Annotated in this window: 16 protein-coding genes; 11 read left to right on the top strand and 5 right to left on the bottom strand. The window is 64.7% G+C overall.

Annotation, left to right across the window (positions count from 1 at the left end; translation table 11 throughout):
* Positions 1-30: 30 nt before the first annotated feature.
* The gene (locus AC56LN_RS11565; RefSeq protein WP_499571827.1) at positions 31-2,121 is read right to left on the bottom strand and encodes a 3-hydroxyacyl-CoA dehydrogenase NAD-binding domain-containing protein; all 2,091 of its coding nucleotides are present in this window, start codon (positions 2,119-2,121) and stop codon (positions 31-33) included.
* A gap of 198 nt (positions 2,122-2,319) precedes the next feature.
* Between AC56LN_RS11565 and AC56LN_RS11560 the strand changes: the two genes are divergently transcribed.
* Positions 2,320-3,294 carry an IS1595 family transposase gene (locus AC56LN_RS11560; protein WP_499571826.1) on the top strand — a complete coding sequence of 325 codons (975 nt, stop codon included), beginning with the start codon at positions 2,320-2,322 and terminating at the stop codon, positions 3,292-3,294.
* Positions 3,295-3,302: 8 nt separating this feature from the next.
* Here the strand turns inward: AC56LN_RS11560 and AC56LN_RS11555 are convergent, their stop codons facing one another.
* Positions 3,303-3,500: a YqaE/Pmp3 family membrane protein gene (locus tag AC56LN_RS11555; protein ID WP_343028176.1), complete on the bottom strand. Its 198-nt coding sequence runs from the start codon at positions 3,498-3,500 to the stop codon at positions 3,303-3,305.
* A gap of 73 nt (positions 3,501-3,573) precedes the next feature.
* Complete coding sequence (locus AC56LN_RS11550) at positions 3,574-5,241, bottom strand: 3-(methylthio)propionyl-CoA ligase (RefSeq protein ID WP_499571824.1); 1,668 nt, start codon at positions 5,239-5,241, stop codon at positions 3,574-3,576.
* A gap of 202 nt (positions 5,242-5,443) precedes the next feature.
* Between AC56LN_RS11550 and AC56LN_RS11545 the strand changes: the two genes are divergently transcribed.
* The 7 genes from AC56LN_RS11545 to AC56LN_RS11515 all read left to right on the top strand — a co-directional run bounded on the left by AC56LN_RS11545 (position 5,444) and on the right by AC56LN_RS11515 (position 10,551).
* Entirely contained in the window at positions 5,444-6,934 is a 1,491-nt protein-coding gene (locus tag AC56LN_RS11545; RefSeq protein ID WP_499571823.1) for a protein adenylyltransferase SelO, read from the top strand.
* 31 nt (positions 6,935-6,965) lie between these two features.
* Positions 6,966-7,361 carry a peptide-methionine (R)-S-oxide reductase MsrB gene (msrB, locus tag AC56LN_RS11540; protein ID WP_183552199.1) on the top strand — a complete coding sequence of 132 codons (396 nt, stop codon included), beginning with the start codon at positions 6,966-6,968 and terminating at the stop codon, positions 7,359-7,361.
* A gap of 12 nt (positions 7,362-7,373) precedes the next feature.
* The gene (locus tag AC56LN_RS11535; protein WP_499571822.1) at positions 7,374-8,006 is read left to right on the top strand and encodes a septation protein A; all 633 of its coding nucleotides are present in this window, start codon (positions 7,374-7,376) and stop codon (positions 8,004-8,006) included.
* On the top strand, positions 8,003-8,308 hold the full coding sequence (locus AC56LN_RS11530) for a BolA family protein (RefSeq protein ID WP_499571820.1): 306 nt from the start codon (positions 8,003-8,005) through the stop codon (positions 8,306-8,308). Before AC56LN_RS11535 ends, AC56LN_RS11530 begins: the two co-directional genes overlap by 4 nt.
* Positions 8,309-8,412: 104 nt before the next feature.
* On the top strand, positions 8,413-9,192 hold the full coding sequence (locus tag AC56LN_RS11525) for a peptidylprolyl isomerase (protein ID WP_499571818.1): 780 nt from the start codon (positions 8,413-8,415) through the stop codon (positions 9,190-9,192).
* Positions 9,193-9,276: 84 nt separating this feature from the next.
* Positions 9,277-10,053, top strand: coding sequence for a peptidylprolyl isomerase (locus AC56LN_RS11520; RefSeq protein WP_183552185.1), 777 nt, complete (start codon positions 9,277-9,279; stop codon positions 10,051-10,053).
* 114 nt (positions 10,054-10,167) lie between these two features.
* Positions 10,168-10,551, top strand: coding sequence for a GNAT family N-acetyltransferase (locus AC56LN_RS11515; RefSeq protein WP_499571816.1), 384 nt, complete (start codon positions 10,168-10,170; stop codon positions 10,549-10,551).
* Positions 10,552-10,899: 348 nt separating this feature from the next.
* Here the strand turns inward: AC56LN_RS11515 and purL are convergent, their stop codons facing one another.
* Positions 10,900-14,931, bottom strand: coding sequence for a phosphoribosylformylglycinamidine synthase (gene purL / locus AC56LN_RS11510; protein ID WP_499571814.1), 4,032 nt, complete (start codon positions 14,929-14,931; stop codon positions 10,900-10,902).
* Between the two features lie 234 nt (positions 14,932-15,165).
* On the opposite strand from purL, the gene AC56LN_RS11505 reads away from it, so the two are divergent.
* From AC56LN_RS11505 to AC56LN_RS11495, 3 genes are all read left to right on the top strand, one after another.
* Positions 15,166-16,797, top strand: coding sequence for a response regulator (locus AC56LN_RS11505; protein WP_499571813.1), 1,632 nt, complete (start codon positions 15,166-15,168; stop codon positions 16,795-16,797).
* A 5-nt stretch (positions 16,798-16,802) separates the two neighbouring features.
* Positions 16,803-18,116, top strand: a complete 1,314-nt coding sequence (locus AC56LN_RS11500; protein ID WP_499571812.1) for a TonB family protein — start codon at positions 16,803-16,805, stop codon at positions 18,114-18,116.
* A 183-nt stretch (positions 18,117-18,299) separates the two neighbouring features.
* Positions 18,300-19,268 (top strand): YdcF family protein, encoded by a 969-nt coding sequence (locus AC56LN_RS11495; RefSeq protein WP_499571810.1) that lies wholly within the window; start codon positions 18,300-18,302, stop codon positions 19,266-19,268.
* Here the strand turns inward: AC56LN_RS11495 and AC56LN_RS11490 are convergent.
* On the bottom strand, positions 19,265-19,732 hold the full coding sequence (locus AC56LN_RS11490) for an FKBP-type peptidyl-prolyl cis-trans isomerase (protein WP_499571808.1): 468 nt from the start codon (positions 19,730-19,732) through the stop codon (positions 19,265-19,267). The genes AC56LN_RS11495 and AC56LN_RS11490 overlap by 4 nt on opposite strands.
* Positions 19,733-19,743 lie beyond the last annotated feature (11 nt).

The raw sequence follows: 19,743 nt of genomic DNA, 5'->3' as shown, positions 1-19,743 counted from the left end.
GCGCCCTCCACGCTTCACGCTGTTGTAACGTCAGGCGTTGAACGCGCCACCTGCCGCCGCCAGCTGCACCAGCAGCGGCGCCGGCGTCCAGGCCTCGCCATTGCGCCCTTGGGCAAAACCTTCGATTGCCGCCAGCACGGCCGGCAATCCGACCATATCGGCGTACAGCATCGGCCCGCCACGGTGCAGCGGGAAGCCATAGCCGCTCAGGTACACCATGTCGATATCCGACGCCCGCAGCGCGATGCCTTCTTCGACGATCTTCGCGCCCTCGTTGACCAGTGCGTACACGAGCCGTTCGACGATTTCGGCGTCAGGGATGGCGCGGCGCGCAACACCGATCCCGTTCGAATACTGTTCCACCATCGCGTCGACGGTGCTGGAGGGCGTGGCCGTACGGGCGCCCGCCTGATAGTCATACCAGCCGGCGCCCGTCTTTTGCCCGAAGCGGCCTTGTTCGCACAGGCGGTCCGGCAGCTTCGAATAGGCAAAGCCAGGTGCCTCGATTGCACGCCGCTTGCGGATATGCCAGCCGATGTCGTTGCCGGCCAGGTCGCTCATGCGGAACGGGCCCATCGCGAAGCCGAACGCCTCGATTGCGCGGTCGACCTGTTCAGGCAGCGCGCCCTCTTCCAGCAGGAAGTACGCCTGGCGCAGATACTGCTCGAGCATGCGATTGCCGATAAAGCCATCGCAGACGCCAGAGACCACGCCGGTCTTCCTGAGCTTTTTCGCCAGCGCCAGCGCCGTGAGCAGGACGTCGGGGGCAGTCTGCGCGCCGCGTACGATCTCCAGCAGCTTCATCACATGTGCGGGGCTGAAGAAATGCAGGCCGATCACGTCCTGCGGCCGGCCCGTGAACGCGGCGATGCGATTCACGTCGAGCGATGAGGTGTTGGTAGCCAGGATCGCGCCCGGCTTCATCAGCTTGTCGAGTTCGCGGAACACGAGCTCCTTGACGCCCATGTCCTCGAATACCGCTTCGACGACAATGTCGGCCTGTGCCAGCGCGTCATACGACAGCGTGCCGGTGACCAGCGCCATGCGCTGCGCCAGCTTGTCGGCCGTGAGCTTGCCCTTGGCAACGCTGCGTTCGTACACGGTGCGGATGCCGGCCAGCCCCTTGTCGAGCGCTTCCTGCTTCATCTCGAGGATGGTGACCGGAATGCCGGCATTCGCGAAGTTCATCGCGATGCCGGCGCCCATCGTGCCGGCGCCCACCACGGCTGCGCTGGCAATCGGGCGTGGCTGCGTGTCGGGCGGCACGCCGGGCACCTTGCCGGCGGCGCGCTCGGCAAAGAATGCATGGCGCAGCGCCTGCGATTCAGGCGTCGTGGTCAGGTACATGAAGCGTTCGCGCTCGAAGCGCAAACCGGCTTCAAACGAGTCGGCGGTGACCGATGCGGCCACCGTCTCGACGCACTCGCGCGGCGCCGGGAACGGGCCGGCCATCGCATCGACGCGGGCACGGGCTTGCGCCAGGAAGCCGGCGGCGTCCGGGTGCGCGACCGCGCGATCGCGCACTTTGGGCAGCGGTCGTACGGTGGCGATGGATTCGGCGAACGCGATGGCGGCCTGCAGCAGATCGACGCCGGCATCGAACACGCGGTCGAACAGCGGCGTGCCCGCCAGCTTGTCGGACAGGACCGGCGCACCGGTGAGAATCATGTCGAGGGCTTGTTCGAGGCCCAGCACGCGCGGCAGGCGCTGCGTGCCGCCGGCGCCAGGCAACAGGCCCAGCTTGACTTCGGGCAGCGCGATCTGCGCGCCGGGCGCCGCGACGCGGTAGTGGCAGCCGAGCGCCAACTCCAGACCGCCGCCCATGCAGACGCTGTGGATCGCGGCAACGACCGGCTTGGCTGCGCCTTCGGCGGTTGCGATCAGGGTATGCAGCGACGGCTCGGTGAGCGCCTTCGGCGAATTGAATTCACGGATGTCGGCACCGCCCGAGAATGCCTTGCCGGCGCCGGTGATCACGATGGCCGTGACGGCCGGGTCGGCTTCGGCCTGGCGGATACCGGCAACGGCGGCGGTGCGGGTGGCCAGGCCGAGGCCGTTGACGGGGGGATTGTTCAGCGTGATGACGGCAACGCTGCCGTGCACCTGGTAGTCGGCGCTCATGTCGAATTCGTCTCCTGAAAGTGGGAATGACTGAGCCGCAAACTATACCGCAAATAAACGAACGAACGTGTTATTCGGGCAAGTCAGGATAGTGATTACCCATGCAGAATGGCGCAGTCAGCGTTAAATAGAGAACTGCTTTGAACTGATGAGCGGCCCAATGGTCCAACCCCTGTCCCTCAGGATCAGGAGCCGATCATGAAAGCGCCACGTTTCAGGAACTGGTTCGCACGGTTGTCATCGCTGAACCAGCCGCAGCGCCGGCAAGTACTCGACGCCCTGCATCCCGCAGCCGGCCTCGACAAGGTGGTCGCATTGATCGACCAAGCCAGGGCGCCAGGGCGCTGCTGTCCCGGCTGTGGTGGCGAACGCTGCCACCGGCACGGATTCGCCAACGACCTGCAGCGCTTTCGCTGCTGCACCTGTGGCCGGACCTTCAACGATCTGAGCGGCACACCACTGGCGCGGCTCAGGCACAAGGCCAAATGGCTCGCGTATTCGCAGGTGCTGCTCGATTCGCTGACCGTGCGCAAGGGGGCGGACCGGGTCGGCGTCCACCGCAATACTGCCTTCCGATGGCGCCACCGCTTCCTTGATTGGGTCAAATTCGATCGCCCGGCATCGCTGAATGGCATCGTCGAGGCCGATGAGACGTTCCTGCTTGAATCGCAAAAAGGCTCGCGCACGCTCGACCGACCGCCACGCCGCCGGGGTGGCCGGGCTAGCAAACCCGGGATTTCACGGCAACTCGATTGCATTTTGGTGGCACGCGACCGCAACGGGCAGACCATCGATGCCGTCACTGGCCGCGGTGCATTGACCGCGACCCAACTCGAACGCGATCTGCTGCCCAGGCTTGATCCGCAGGCACTGCTGGTCAGTGACAGCCACGCCGCTTATCGGGCATTTGCACGCAAGCACAACATTGCGCACGAAATGGTGAATCTGCGCGCCGGGGTACGCGTCCGGCATGCCGGTAGCCGTGCCATCCACATACAGAACGTGAATGCGTACCACGGGCGCTTCAAGGCATGGCTACTGGGCTTTCGCGGCGTGGCATCGCGCTACCTGCCCAATTACCTGGGTTGGCGCTGGGCTCTGGATGGCGAGCGAGTGAGTTATGCAGAACAATTGTTTTGCATCGCAATCGGCGTCATCAACAGGCAACGTTGACTGCGCCTTCAGAACTGACCGCGCTGGCTCGCTTCGGCGATCTTCTTGTCCGTCTTGTACTGGCTCAGTGCATACACCGCCCAGATCGTGGCAGGCAGCCAGCCGACCAGCGTGATTTGCAGGATCAGGCAGATGACGCCGGCAATCGGGCGACCGATCGTGAAGAACGTCAGCCAGGGAAAGATGAGGGCGATAAGCAGGCGCATGAGATTTCCTGTGAGTAGAAGATTGTTAAAAGTGACACAACTCTACCTCCCCGCCCCGAAATGCGTCGCACAGTTATTTTTCGGCAACCTGCCCCGATGGCAACCGATGCTGCGCATACGTCTCGCGCAACCGGTTCTTCTGGATCTTGCCCGTGCCACCGACCGGCAGGCTGTCCGCAAACACCACATCGTCCGGCGTCCACCAGCGCGCCACCTTGCCGTCAAACCAGTTGATCAACGCGTCACGCGTGACATCCATGCCGGGCCGGCGCACGACCACCAGCAGCGGGCGCTCATCCCATTTCGGGTGCGCGACGCCGATGCAGGCCGCCTGCAGCACGGCCGGGTGGGCCATGGCCACGTTTTCCAGGTCAATGGTGCCGATCCACTCGCCGCCGGACTTGATCACATCCTTGCTGCGGTCGGTGATCGCCAGGTAGCCGTCGGCGTCGATCGTCGCGACGTCGCCCGTCGGGAACCAGCCATCGTCCAGCACATCGCCACCCTCCCCGCGGAAGTACCCGGAAACGACCCACGGCCCCTTCACGAACAGGTGCCCAAACGTGACGCCATCCCAAGCCAGTTCAGTGCCAGCATCGTCGACAATCTTCATGTCGACACCATAGATCGCGTGCCCCTGCTTGCGCAGCACCGCGCGCTGCGCCTCTGGTGACAGCGCCTGGTGCGTGCTGTTCAGCGTGCAGGCCGTGCCCAATGGCGACATTTCGGTCATGCCCCACGCATGCACCACCTCGATCCCGAACCGGTCCATCAGCGTGTCCATCAACGCCGGCGGGCAGGCCGAACCGCCGATCACGGTGCGGCGGAACGTGGTGAATGCAAGATCGTGTTCGATCGCATGATTGACGAGACCCAGCCAGACGGTGGGCACGCCCGCCGAAAACGTCACGCCTTCCCCTTCGAACAGGTCGTACAGCGACCGTCCGTCAAGCGCCGGCCCCGGGAACACGAGCTTGGCGCCCGACAGCGGCACCGAGTACGGCAAGCCCCACGCGTTCACGTGGAACATGGGCACCACCGGCAGCACGACGTCGCGCGCCGACACATTGAGCGCGTTCGGCATGGCCGATGCATACGCATGCAGGACTGTCGAGCGGTGCGAATACAGCGCGCCTTTCGGGTTGCCGGTCGTGCCGGACGTGTAGCACAGGCTGGCGGCGGACCGTTCGTCGAACTGCGGCCACACGTAATCATCACCATGCGCGCCGATCAGGTCTTCGTAGCACAGCAGCGTGTCGATACCAGAGTCGCGCGGCATCGACGCGCTGTCGCACAGCGCCACCCAGGCCTTGACGCCCGTGCACCTGCGGGCCAGCGCAGCGATGACCGGCAGGAACGTCAGGTCGAAGAACAGCACCTGGTCGTCGGCATGGTCGACGATGTAGGCGATCTGGTCCGGGTGCAGGCGTGGATTGATCGTGTGCAGCACGGCCCCGGAGCCCGAGACGCCATAGTACAGCTCAAGGTGCCGGTAGCCGTTCCAGGCCAGCGTGGCCACCCGGTCGCCCATGGCGATGCCCAGACTGCCCAGCGCATTGGCCAGCTGGCGTGCACGAGCGGCCGCATCGCGCCAGGTGTAGCGGTGCAGGTCGCCCTCGACGCGGCGCGAGACGATCTCGCCATCACCGTAATGGCGCGCCGCGAATTCGATGATGCCGGAGATCAGCAGCGGTGTATCCATCATCTGCCCTTGCAGGGGACTCATCGGGTATTCAGGCATGCGGACTCCGGGATTTGAAAGAAGTTAATCTCAGCAGCAACGTGGAAAGTGTCGTGTGCGATGGCGCGCGGCGTCAACGCAATTCGATGATGCAGTGCGTCATCCTTGAGGCCCGTGCTGACCCGCTGCCTTTACAGGATGTAACGCGCACAGACTGGTGTGCCCGATCACGCATACCATCGCGGTCGGGTAAAATCGTTCCATGCCGACTACGTCAACGAGGACTACCATCACTGCCGACGAACTTGCACTGAACAATTCGTTCGCCGAATTGCCGCCAGCGTTTTACACGCGCCTGATGCCCACGCCGTTGCCTGCGCCGCATTTCATAGCAGCCAGCAAACCTGCGGCCGCCCTGATCGGGCTGACCGTCGAAGATCTTGCGCGCCCCGATTTCGTCGATGTCTTTACCGGCAACAAGGTCGCGCCACGTTCGCAACCGATTGCCGCCGTGTATTCCGGTCACCAGTTCGGTGTCTGGGCCGGCCAGCTGGGCGACGGTCGCGCGATCACGCTGGGCGACATCGCCACGCCGGCCGGCCCGATGGAAATCCAGCTCAAGGGCGCCGGGCGCACGCCGTATTCCCGCATGGGCGACGGCCGCGCCGTCCTGCGTTCGTCGATCCGCGAATTCCTGTGCTCCGAAGCCATGGCCGCGCTGGGCATCCCCACCACGCGCGCGCTGTCCCTGACCGGCTCGCCGCAAGGGATTGCCCGTGAAACGCTCGAGACGGCCGCCGTCGTGGCGCGCATGGCGCCCACGTTTGTCCGCTTCGGCTCGTTCGAGCACTGGGCATCGCACGACCGTCAGGACGAGCTGCGCACGCTGGCCGATTACGTGATCCACCAGTTCTACCCGGAGCTCGCTGGCGAGGCCAATCCCTACGCAGCGCTGCTGGCTGAAGTCACGCGCCGCACCGCGCGCATGATTGCGCACTGGCAGGCCGTGGGCTTCATGCACGGTGTGATGAACACCGACAATATGTCGATCCTGGGCCTGACGCTCGATTACGGCCCGTTCGGCTTCATGGAAGCGTTCGATGCCCGCCACATCTGCAACCACACGGACCAGGGCGGGCGCTATTCGTACGCCAACCAGGTGCCGGTCGGCCACTGGAACTGCTATGCATTGGGCAATGCCCTGCTGCCGCTGATCGGCGAACCCGAGGTGGCCGAAGAAGCGTTGAGCGTCTACCGGCCCGAGTTCGGCCGCCAGATGGACATCCTCATGCACGGCAAGCTTGGCCTGCAGGACAGCCAGGACGGCGACGCCAAGCTGTTCGAGGACACGATCGAGCTGCTGCAGGCCAACCACGCCGACTTCACGCTGTTCTTCCGCCTGCTGGGCGACCTGCAGGTCGACGCGCCCGGGCACGACGAACCGCTGCGCGACCTGTTCATCGACCGCGCCTCGTTCGACGCCTGGGCCGCGGTCTACCGCACCCGCCTGCGCAGCGAACAGAGCGTCGATGCCACCCGCCGCGCCGCGATGAACCTGGTCAATCCCAGGTACATTCTGCGCAACTACCTGGCCCAGGCGGCCATCGAACAGGCACAGAACGGCGACTTCAGCGGCGTGCACACGCTGCTGGCCGTGCTCGAGCGCCCGTTCGACGAACAACCCGAACATGCTGCCTATGCCGAGCTGCCGCCCGATTGGGCCGCGCATCTCGAAGTGAGCTGCTCTTCATAAACACATCAACGAGACACGAGGAAACCACATCATGACCGACAAAGTCACCAAGACCGACGCCGAGTGGCGTAACCAGCTCGATCCAATGGAATACGAAGTCACGCGCCATGCGGCCACCGAACGCGCTTTTACCGGCAAATTCTGGGACCACCACGAGCATGGCATTTACAGCTGCGTCTGCTGCAACACGCCGCTGTTCGAGTCGGACACCAAGTTCGACTCCGGCTGCGGCTGGCCCAGCTACTTCCGCGCGCTCGATCCGGCGAATGTGATCGAGAAGACCGACCGCACCCACGGAATGGTGCGCACTGAAGTCATCTGCGGCGTCTGCGACGCGCACCTCGGCCACGTGTTCCCGGACGGCCCGCCGCCAACCGGCCTGCGTTATTGCATCAATTCCGCCTCGATGCGGTTCGATCCCGCCTGAGAGTAAAGCACGATGAAATTCCTGTTCGACTTTTTCCCCGTCCTGCTGTTCTTCGGCGTCTATAAATACGGCGACAGCAACCAGGCCTGGGCGCATCGCATGGCCGTCGAGTTCCTCGGGCCCTTGATTGCCGGTGGCGGCGTGCCGCCGTCACAGTCGGCGATCCTGCTGGCCACCGCAGTGGCCATCATCGCCACCGCGTGCCAGGTGGGTTACCTGCTGGCGCGTGGTCGCAAGGTCGACAACGCGATGTGGCTGACGCTGGGCGTGATCGTCGTGGCAGGAGGCGCCACGATCTATTTCCACGACGACCTGTTCATCAAGTGGAAGCCAACGATCCTGTACTGGGCGTTCGCTGTGGGACTATTCATCGCGCAGGTGTTCTATCGCAAGAACCTGATCCGCTCCGTGATGGAGCCGAACATGAAGCTGCCCGAGCCGCTGTGGAACCGCATTGGCTATATCTGGATGGCGTTCTTCATCGGCATGGGTTTGCTGAACTTGCTGATGGCATTCGTGGTCTTCCATAACGATACCGGGGCCTGGGTCAGCTTCAAGCTGTTCGGCTTCACCGCCATATTCTTTGCCTTCATCATGATCCAGACGATGATGCTCTACAAATACATCAAGGAGGAAGACGCATGACCAACCTGAACGAACCAAACGCTGACAAAAGCGACCGTGAACCCCGCATGCGCGCCCAGCTCGAAGCCGGGCTGGCCCCTACGCTGCTCGAGATCAGCGACGACTCGCACCTGCACGCTGGCCATGCCGGCGCGGCCTCCGGCGGCAGCCATTATTCCGTCAAAATCGTGTCGTCGCGCTTCGAGGGTCTCAAGCTGGTCATGCGTCATCGTCTTGTGTATGATGCCGTGCACGATATGATCAACAAGGCGGAAATCCACGCTCTGGCCATCAATGCCATCGCGCCTTCCGAGCTGACCTGAAAGCGGGTTTTCAGGCAGTTTTAAGAAATTTGCCCGACAATCGAACAGATAAGTACACCACCTGCACTTCTCTTGCCCAGTTAAAACCCGTCACAGGAATACACATGACCTTTAAGCCTGCTCGCCTGCTGTTAGTCCTCGTTGCCATCGCATCGGCACCTGCCTTTGCCCAGAACATCGCAGTGGTCAACGGCAAGGCGATTCCTTCGGCACGCGCCGACGCCGTCGTCAAGCAGGTCGTTGCCCAGAACCAGGGCCAGGACACGCCACAGCTGCGCGAAGCCGTCAAGAACGACCTGATCGCCCGCGAAGTGCTGATGCAAGAAGCCGTCAAGCAAGGCTGGGACAAGAAGCCTGAAGTGCGCGAAGCCATGGACAGCGCCCGCCAGTCGATCGTCGTCAACGCACTGGCGCGCGACTACATCGCCAAAAACCCGGTGACCGATGCCGAGATCAAGGCTGCCTACGACAAGGTCAAGGCTGAAACGGGCGACAAGGAATACCACGTCCGCCACATCCTGATGAGCACGGAAGCAGATGCCAAGGCAGCGATTGCCAAGATCAAGGGCGGCGCCAAGTTCGAAGACGTCGCCAAGACCTCGAAGGACACCGGCACTGCCAACACCGGCGGCGATCTGGACTGGGTCACGCCGAACACGATGCCGCCAGAATTCGCGGCCGGCTTCACCAAGCTCGCCAAAGGCGCGATCACCGACGTGCCGGTCAAGACCAATGCCGGTTTCCACGTGATCAAGCTGGACGACACCCGCGCGACCAAGCTGCCACCAATGGACCAGGTCAAGCCACAGATCTCCGAGACGCTCGCGCAAGAGAAGCTGCGTACGTTCCAGGAGCAAATGGTCAAGAAGGCAAAGGTGCAGTAAGATGTATTGTCGCCGGCGCGCACACTGCGCACCGGCATTCGTCGCCTGCGGCGATACTTTTCGAGTTTATATAGGATCTCAACGATGATTTTGAAGCCAGCCAGCCTGTTGTTCGCCATGATTGCAGTCGTTGCCGTGCCTGCCCTCGCGCAGAACGCCGCTACCGTCAATGGCAAGGCAATCCCGCAAGCTCGGGTCGACCAGCTGGTCAAGCAGGTCGTGGCCCAGGGCCGCGCTGCGGACTCCCCTGACCTGCGCGAAGCGATCAAGAAAGACCTGATCAGCCGTGAAGTATTGATCCAGGAAGCCGACAAGCAGAACATCGGCGCCCGCGCCGACGTCAAGTCGGCCATCGACAACGCCCGTCAAAGCATCATCATCAACGCGATGCTGGCGGACTACGTCAAGAAGAACCCGGTCAAGGATGCCGACGTCAAAGCCGAGTACGACAAGCAGAAAGCGCTGATCGGCGACAAGGAATACCACGCACGTCACATCCTGGTCGATTCGGAAGCCGATGCCAAGGGCATCATCGCCAAACTGAAAGCGGGCGGCAAGTTCGACGAACTGGCCAAGCAGTCGAAAGACGGCAGCGCGCAGAATGGCGGCGACCTGGGCTGGGCCAGCGCGGCCACCTACGTGCCTGAGTTCTCGAAAGCCATGGTCGCCCTGCAAAAAGGCGCGATCACCGAAACGCCTGTAAAATCGCAGTTCGGTTACCACGTCATCAAGCTGGAAGACGTGCGCGCAGCGAAGGTGCCGGCGCTGGAAGAAGTCAAGCAGCAAGTTACCGAAGGCCTGCAACAGCGTCAGCTGGCAGCCTATCGCGAGACCCTGGTCAAGAAAGCCAAAGTGCAGTAATCCACCGCATGGCTTGACCGCAAAGAGCGCACCCTCGGGTGCGCTCTTTTCATTTCGAGGCTGGCATTTATGCATCCCGTATTTCGTGAAGCGGCGTACAACGATATACCGCACATGACCCGCATCCGCCTGGCAGTGACCGAAAACGTCCTGCGCGACCCGACGCGGATCACGCCGCAGATGTATGCCGACTTTCTGGAGAAAGATGGGCGCGGCTGGGTGGCACTGGTGGACGGCGAGATCGTCGCGTTCAGCTATGCCAACAAGATCGACGGGTCGATATGGGCCCTGTTCGTCGATCCGCGCTGCGAAGGGCAAGGGCTGGGCAAGCAACTGCTATCGCTGGCAACGGCATGGCTGTTCTCGCTGGGTGTCACGCAAGTGACGCTGGGCACCGGGACCCGCACCAGAGCCGCACAATTCTATAAGCGCCTCGGCTGGCGGCTTGCATCATCAGACGGCGACGACGCCATCTTCGTTCTCGACCAATCGATTTGAACGCGTTGCGCGGCAACATTCAAAAGCCGGGGTCAGGTCTGACATTCGGACACGATCTCGACAGTCAGGCAGTCGAGCAGGCAACAGTATCTCGTGCCGGACCATGCCCTTACCGAGCAACACACGTTTGGACGCGGCTAACGCTGAGATCGTGTCTGAATGTCAGACCTGACCCCGGCTTTTCTCACCATTGAACGCCCACAAAGCTGAGGTCGTGTCCGAATGTCAGACCTGACCCCGGCTTTGACGGCGCAAAGCTGAGGTCGTGTCCGAATGTCAGACCTGACCCCGGCTTTGACGGCGTAAAAAAACGCCTCCGATGAGGCGTTTTTCACGTTAGTCGGCCGATCAGCCGACCCACTTGCGCGCGTTGCGGAACATTCGCATCCACGGCGATGCATCATTCCACGACTCTGGGGCCCACGAATGGACGGCGCCGCGGAAGACGCGTTCGGCGTGTGGCATCAGGACCGTGAAGCGGCCGTCGGCCGTCGTGACCGACGTCAGACCGCCCGGCGAGCCGTTCGGGTTGAACGGGTACGTTTCGGTGGCCTGGCCGCGGTTGTCGACAAAGCGCATGGCCTTGATCGATGCGTCGTAGTCGCCTGTCAGCGAGAAGTCGGCGAAGCCTTCGCCGTGCGCGATGGCGATCGGTGCGTGCGTGCCAGCCATGCCCTGGAAGAAGATCGATGGCGAGTCCAGCACTTCGACCATGCCGAAGCGCGCTTCAAACTGCTCCGACTTGTTACGCGTGAACTTCGGCCATGCCTGCGCGCCCGGGATGATCGACTTCAGGTTGCTCATCATCTGGCAGCCGTTGCAGACGCCCAGGCCGAACGTGTCCTGGCGCGCGAAGAAGCGGGCGAACTGGTCCGACAGCTGCGGGTTGAACAGGATGGTCTTGGCCCAGCCTTCGCCAGCGCCCAGCACGTCACCGTACGAGAAGCCGCCCACGGCGATCACGCCATGGAAGTCGTCAAGCTTGGCGCGGCCGGCGATCAGGTCGCTCATGTGCACGTCGATGGCGGCGAAGCCCGCCTGGTGCATGACCCAGGCCGTCTCGATGTGCGAGTTGACGCCCTGCTCGCGCAGGATCGCCACGCGCGGACGCTTGCCGGTCGCGATGAACGGTGAAGCGACATCCTCGTCCAGGTTGAAGCTGATCTTCGGCGTCATGCCGATATCGTGCTCGTCCAGCAGACGATCGTATTCGGCGTCTGCGCATTCCGGATTGTCGCGCAGGCGCGCGATGCGCCAGCTGGTCTCGCTCCACAGGCGGTGCAGGCTGCTGCGCTTTTCGTTGTAGATGACTTTCGCGTCGCGCGTGAATTCGATCGCGCCACGGTCATTCAGCTTGCCGATGATATGGCTGCAGGCACCCAGACCGGCTTCGCGCAGCACGTTCATGACGGCCGTCTTGTCATCCGTACGCACCTGGAATACGGCGCCCAGTTCTTCACTGAACAGCGCGCGCAGCGTCATTTCGTTGCGGCGCTCGGCCACCTGGCCGGTCCAGTTCTTGGCATCGCCCCAGTCGGCGCCATGCCCGCTCTCCATCGTCAGGATGTCGAGGTTGACCGACACGCCGGTACGGCCGGCGAAGGCCATCTCGGCCAGCGTCGCGAACAGGCCGCCGTCCGAGCGGTCGTGGTAGGCCAGCAGCTTGCTGTCCTTGTTCAGCGCCTGAATCGCACCGAACAGCGCCTTCAGGTCGTCCGCCGAATCGACGTCCGGCACCGAGTCACCCAGTTGCTGCGTGACTTGCGCCAGGATCGACGCGCCCAGGCGGTTCTTGCCCCGGCCCAGGTCGACCAGGATCAGGGCCGTCTCGCCCGCGTCCGTACGCAGTTGTGGCGTCAGCGAGCGGCGGATATCCGCCACCGGTGCGAATGCCGAGACGATCAGCGATACCGGCGAGATCACGGCTTTCGATTCGCCAGCGTCGTTCCAGGTGGTGCGCATCGACAGCGAATCCTTGCCGACCGGGATCGACACACCCAGCGCCGGGCACAGTTGCATGCCGACGGCTTTCACGGTGTCAAACAGTGCGGCGTCCTGGCCCGGCTGGCCGCAGGCGGCCATCCAGTTGGCCGACAGCTTGATGTCCGAGATGTCGTTGATCGCGGCGGCCGCGATATTCATGATCGACTCGGCCACAGCCATCCGGCCCGATGCAGCGGCGTCGATGACGGCCAGCGGCGTGCGCTCGCCCATCGCCATCGCTTCGCCGAGGAAGCCTTCGTAGGCCATTGCCGTGACGGCGCAATCGGCCACCGGCACCTGCCACGGGCCGACCATCTGGTCGCGCACCGTCATGCCGCCGACCGTGCGGTCACCGATCGTGACCAGGAACGATTTGTCGCCCACCGTGGGATTCTGCAGCACGCGGCGCGCCGCTTCGACCAGCTCGATGCCGGTCAGGTCCACCGGCGGGAACGTGTTCTGCACGTGCTGCACGTCGCGCGTCATCTTCGGCGGCTTGCCGAGCAGGACGTCCATCGGCATGTCGACCGGCGACGCATTCGGGCCACCGGCCTGCTCGTCGTCGAGCAGGCGCAGCTGACGCTCTTCGGTCGCGGTGCCGACGACGGCAAACGGGCAGCGCTCGCGCTCGCACAGCGCGGCGAACTTCGCCAGACTTTCAGGCGCGATCGCCAGCACGTAGCGTTCCTGCGATTCGTTCGACCAGATTTCTTTCGGCGCCAGGCCGCTTTCTTCCAGCGGCACCTTGCGCAGATTGAAGATCGCGCCGCGCTTGGCGTCGTTGACGATTTCCGGGAAGGCGTTCGACAAGCCGCCCGCGCCCACGTCGTGGATCGAGATGATCGGATTGTGCGCGCCCAGCTGCCAGCAGCCGTTGATCACTTCCTGTGCGCGGCGTTCCATCTCCGGGTTGCCGCGCTGGACCGAGTCGAAGTCCAGGTCGGCCGTGTTGGTGCCGGTGGCCATCGACGACGCGGCGCTGCCGCCCATGCCGATACGCATGCCGGGGCCACCCAACTGGATCAGCAGGCTGCCGACCGGGATCTCGTCCTTGTGCGTGTGCGCGGCCGAGATGCTGCCGATGCCGCCGGCGATCATGATCGGCTTGTGATAGCCGTAGACCGCGCCTGCTGCGCCGACGTTCTGTTCATAGGTGCGGAAATAACCGCCCAGGACCGGCCGGCCGAATTCATTGGAAAACGCAGCGCCGCCGATCGGACCATCGATCATGATCTGCAGGGGCGAAGCAATGCGTTCCGGCTTGCCGTACAGGGCGTCCGAGCGCACCTGGCCCGTCACGTCCGACGCGTTTTCCCACGGCCGCACGGCATCGGGGATCACCAGGTTCGACACCGTGAAACCGGTCAGGCCGGCCTTCGGCTTGGCGCCGCGGCCCGTTGCGCCTTCGTCGCGGATTTCGCCGCCGGCGCCGGTGGAGGCCCCCGGGAATGGCGAGATCGCGGTCGGGTGATTGTGCGTCTCCACCTTCATCAGCGTGTGCACGAGCTCCGTCGACGGGCCGTATTCTTCGCCGTCGCGCGGGAAGAACCGGGTCACGGTCGCACCTTCGATGATCGACGAGTTGTCGCTGTAGGCGACGACGGTGCCGCGCGGGTTCAGCTGGTGCGTGTTCTTGATCATGCCGAACAGCGAGATGCACTGCTTTTCGCCGTCGATGACCCAGTCGGCATTGAAGATCTTGTGGCGGCAGTGCTCCGAGTTCGCCTGGGCGAACATCATCAGCTCGACGTCGGTCGGGTTGCGCTGCGCCTTCGTAAACGCGTCGTTCAGGTAATCGACTTCGTCGTCCGACATCGCCAGACCGAGTTCGGTGTTGGCGCGCTCCAGTGCGGCGCGGCCAAGACCCAGCACGTCGATGCTCTCGAGCTGCTTGCCCTCGAGTTCATTGAACAGGTGCTGCGCATCGTCGGCATTGCGCAGGACCGTATCGGTCATGCGGTCGTGCAGCAGGCCGATGACTGCCTGCAGCTCGTCGTCTGCCAGCTTCTTGGGCGCGCCGAAGCTGCTGCCGAGGATGCCGGTCTTGAGCACGACGGTGTAGCCGATGCCGCGCTCGATGCGGTGGACATGGCCCATGCCGCAGTTGCGGGCGATATCGGTCGCTTTCGAGGCCCATGGCGAAATCGTGCCAAGGCGCGGGATGACGAAGAATGCTTCGGTCACGCCGTCGTACAGGGTCTCCGGCGCAGGCTCGCCATAGGTGAGCATGGCCGACAGGCGCGACGTGTCGTCGATGGACAGTGGCGCGCTGGTGTCGATGAAATGGTAGAAACGGCCCTGGACGGCAGCGATCGACGGGGCGACAGCTTGCAGTTGGCTCAGGAGACGTTGGCTACGGAAGGCGGACAGGGCATTGGAACCCGGCAGAATCAACATGGCTTGGACAGTCGGTTGATGCAGCGTCGCTGCTAGGGTGGAAGATAGGCCGGTATTATACAGCCTCGCCCCTCTGGCCGGGCCGCCATCGACGACCGGCTGGCAGCGCGCGCACGCAGCGCACCGGTTTCCTTGATCGATTCGGCACTTGCCGGTATCTTAACGCTGAACAATCTTGCGATGTGCGCCGTCCGGTGCACGCGGCCAGGACAGACAAGAGCGACGAGAGCGACGATGCAAGAAAACGCGAACCTGGCAGTGCTGGTGATCGATCCGAATCCGGGCATGCGCACCAGCCTGCAAAACATGCTGGGCCTGGCCGGCATCACGAAGGTCGAACACGCGGTCAACGCTGGCACGGCCATCCGTCAGCTGCAGCAGCGCGCCTTCGACATCATCCTGTGCGAATACGACCTGGCCAGCGGCGCCGGCGAAGGCCAGGACGGCCAGCAACTGCTGGAAGACCTGCGCCAGCATCGCTTGACCACGCCCTCGACCATTTTCATCATGCTCACGTCCGAGGCCGAGCGCGACAAGGTCGTCAGCGCCGCCGAACTGGCGCCGACCGACTACATCCTCAAACCATTTACGGTCGACCTGATCAGCACGCGCATCAAGCGCGCCCTTGACCGGCGCGGCGCCCTGCTCCCGGCCTGGCAACTGGCGGCGCAAGGCAGGCTGCGCGAAGCAATCACCGCATGCGCCGACGGCGCACAGGCGCAGCCGCGCTTTGCCGCCGACTTCGCGCGTGTGCGCGCCGAACTGCACACGACGCTGGGCGACCATCCCGAGGCGGCCGCCGTCTACCGCGACGTGCTGGCCGAACGCCCGGTCGGCTGGGCGGCCCTGGGCCTGGCGCGCGCGCTGCTCGCGCTGGGCCAGCCGGACGACGCCCGCGCAATCCTCGAAGAACTGCTGGCGGCCAACCCGCGCCTGATGGCCGCCTACGATCTGCTGGCGCACTGTCTCGCGTCGAGCGGCGAGCCGGCACTGGCCCAGAGCGTGCTGGCCGACGCGGTGGCCATCTCGCCGCACGTTGTAAAGCGCCTGCGCACGCTGGGCGACCTTGCGCTGGCCACCGGCGACATGGCCGTGGCCGAGACGTCGTTCCGCCAGGTCGTCGCCAGGGCGCGCTACTCGGCGTTTCGCGATCCCGAAGACCACGTCAGCCTGGTCAGGACGCTGGTAGCGCGCGGCGAACTGCTGCAGGCCGCCGGCGTGATCCGCGACCTCGAACGCTCGCTGCGCGCCGCGCCGGGCTACGAGGCTTGCCATGCCTATGCGAACGCGCTCCTGTTCGACCGGTCTGGCAACGACGGCGCGGCCGTGGCCGGCCTGCAGAACGCCGTGTCGGCGGTGCGCGCCAACAATGCGCTGTCCTCCGGCCTCAAGGTCGAACTGGCGCGCTCCTGCCTGGCGCACCGGCTCGACGACCAGGCGGCCGGCGTGATGCTGACGGTGGTGAACGACGCCGGCAGCGGCCTGTCGCCCGACCAGGCGATGACGGTGTTCGTCGACGCCGGCCGTGCCGACCTGCTCGAGAACATGGGCCAGCAACTCAAGGCGCAGGCGCAGATCCTGCTGGGCGTGGCCGACGAAAAACGCAATATGGGCGACGTGCGTGGCGCGGTCCAGACGCTGCGCGAAGCGCTGCACCTCGCGCCGCGCAACCTGCAGGTGATGGTGGCCACCGCCGGCGGCATCCTCCGCCAGATCAATGAGCTGGGCTGGGACCATCCGCTGGGCCAGACCGCCGCCGGGCTGCTCGACGAGATACGGGCCCAGGATGCGCAGCATCCGCGGCTGGCCACGCTGACCGAAGAATACCAGGCGGCGCGGCGCAAGTACGGGATTGCGGCGGGCTGAACGACGTGCTCACGCCCCGCATCCAGGCCATCCTGCGCCATATCGCCATCGGCGCCGCTGCCATCACGGGATGCGGCACGGCCTGCGCCGCCGACGCGCAGTCCGCCCTCAAGTTCGATTTGTACGCCTGCCAGCGCCCCGTGTGGCCCGCCGCCGCGCTGGCACAGCATGCCAGCGGCACGACCACGCTCGAAGCACGCATCCATGAACAAGGCTATCTCCTCGAAGCGCGCGTCACCGGTTCCGCGGGCCGCGCCGACCTGGATGACGCTGCGCTCGACAGCCTGCGCGGCTGCACCTATCACGCAGTGGTGTCCACGGGCGAGGCGCCGGGCGGGTGGCTCAAGACGCAGTTCAGATGGTTTCACACTGGCGCATTCCCAGCGCCCGATCCGGCGCGCCTTGTCACCACCACGGCGCAGGCGACCGGCGGCGATCCGGTGGCCCAGAACCGGCTCGGCGCCTGGTACGAGCGCGGCACCCACGTCCGGACCGACCTTGCACAAGCCGCGCTCTGGTACGAACGGGCGGCGCGGGCCGGCAATGCGCATGCACAGAACAATCTGGGCGTCCTGTTCTGGCGCGGTGCCGGCGTGCCGCGCGACCCATACAGGGCAACCTGGTGGTACGCACAGGCTGCGGCGCAGGGACATGGCTGGGCGCAGGCCAACCTGGCCTGGAGCTACCAGCACGGCCTTGGCAACGACCCCGACCCCAAACTGGCCCTTGACTGGCTGACGCAAGCCGCCGAGGGTGGCCTGCCTGACGCCCAGGTCCGGCTCGGCACCATGCTGATGCGCAGCGCAGTCAACGACGATGAACGCCATACCGCTGCCGGCTGGCTGGCGCGCGCTGCGGCGCAGGATGACCCGTCCGGGCTGTACCTGCTGGGCCGCACGTTCGAACTGGGGCTCGGCAATGTACAGGATGATGTGGAGGCGGCTGCGCTGTACCGCAGGGCGCTGGGCCGCAGCGCAGGGCGCGCCGAGACTGCCCTCGGCATCCTGCTTGATACGCTGCGCGCGCAGCCGCAGCATGCCGATGAAGCGGCGCACCTGTACGAGCGCGCCATGAGCGCGCGGCACCCGGCCGCGTTCTACCGGTATGGGCTGCTGATGGAACAGCGCGGCGAGGACGCACTGGCGCTTGCCCTGTACCAGCATGCCGCCGCGCAGCGCAACTTCGATGCCGTGCTCAAATATGTGCAATTGCGGCCCGCGGCGCTGCTGGCCGATCCCCGGGACAGCCATCCGCCGCGTTGGGCGCAGCAACAACGCGGGTGCAGCACCGACCCCGCCATGCAGCCGCGCTTCGAATGATCCTGCAACCGTACCACGACCACCTGCCATGGCACTGCTCTGCCTCGTTCTGACGCTGCTGTTGGTGCTGGCCTTCTGGCTCGCGGTCCCGACCGCGTCCCGGGCCGTCAACTTGACGCACTGCACAAGTTACGGTCTACTGTCGGTGTCATTATTACTACAGCGCCCCGATCGCCTTCCATTTTGCTCGATCTAATCAACGCCCTTCCCCGCAATCTCTTCCTGCCTCCCACCAGCCTGTTCCTGATCATCGCGCTGGGTTTACTGGTGTGGCGTTTCCGGCCTCGCGCCGGTCGCATCGTCGCCGGCACTGGCCTGGCCTTGCTGACCTTAATGTCGAGTAACGCCGGATCGAGCTTCCTGGTCGGACCGCTGGAGCAAAGGACCAAACCACTCGCGCGGCCCGAAAGTGCCGGCGCCGAGGCCATCGTCGTGCTGGCGGCGGGCCGTTTGAGCAGCGCAGGCGAATACGACAACCGGGACATTCCCGACCACACGGCGCTGGCGCGGCTGCGCTACGGCGCGCATCTGCAGCGGCGCACCGGCCTGCCGATCCTCGTCACCGGCGGCAATGGCGGCAGCGGCGCCGATCCGGCCACGATCGACATGGGGTACACCAAGGCCGACGCCATGGCACGGGCACTGCGCGAGGATTTCGGGGTGCCGGTCAAGTGGATCGAACGGCGCTCCCGCGATACGGGCGAGAATGCCATCTACAGCAATGTGATGCTGCGCAAAGCCGGCGTGAAACGAATCTTGCTGGTGACCGATGCGATGCACATGCACCGTGCACGCAATGTGTTCCAGCGCGAAGGTCTCGATGTGGTCGAGGCGCCGACGATGTTCGTGTACAACCCGCACTACGGATTCGATGCCTGGCTGCCGAGCGCGGAAGGCATGCGGCGCTCGTGGTATGCCACTTATGAATTGCTGGGCCTTGCCTGGTACCGCATCCGGGATCGCGAAGCGCCGGGCGCGAAACAGGACCCGGTGGCCGCGCCGCCGCGCCGCGTGGCGCTGCCACCGGCATTGACGCCAACGCTGGCACCGGCATTGACACCGGCACCAGCACAGGCACCCGCACCGTCACAAGCGCCAGCGCCAGCGCCAGCAAAAGCCCCGGCAACCGCGCCGGCGCCAGTCGCGGATTAACGCACGTCGAGCAGCTCGACCTCGAACACCAGCGTGGCGTTCGGTGGAATCGGGCCTGCGCCGCCGGCGCCATAGCCCATGTCGGCCGGCACGATCAGCGTGCGCTTGCCGCCGACCTTCATGCCCTGCACGCCCACGTCCCAACCCTTGATGACCTGGCCGGCGCCAACCTGGAAGCTGAACGGCTCGCGGCCGATCGACGAATCGAACTCTTTGCCGCGCTGCTGCGTGGCGGCCGGCTCGTACAGCCAGCCGGTGTAGTTGACGACGGCAGTCGAGCCGGACGTGGCTTCCTTGCCGGTGCCGATGACAGTGTCGATCTGTTGCGAGGCAACGGCCGGAGCGGTAGCGGCCGCGCTGCTGGTTTCAGCAGCCGGCGTGGCCGGGGCTTCGGCGCGCTTGCAGGCGGTTACCGTCAGCAGCATTGCCGCCACCAGGGCGGAGCAGGTCAGTACACGTTTCATGGTTTCTCTCG

This window comes from Telluria sp. ZT3P26, from assembly GCF_059686035.1.
The sequence above is the reverse complement of the archived record's forward strand: the minus strand, read 5'-3'. Positions and strand labels throughout refer to the sequence as shown.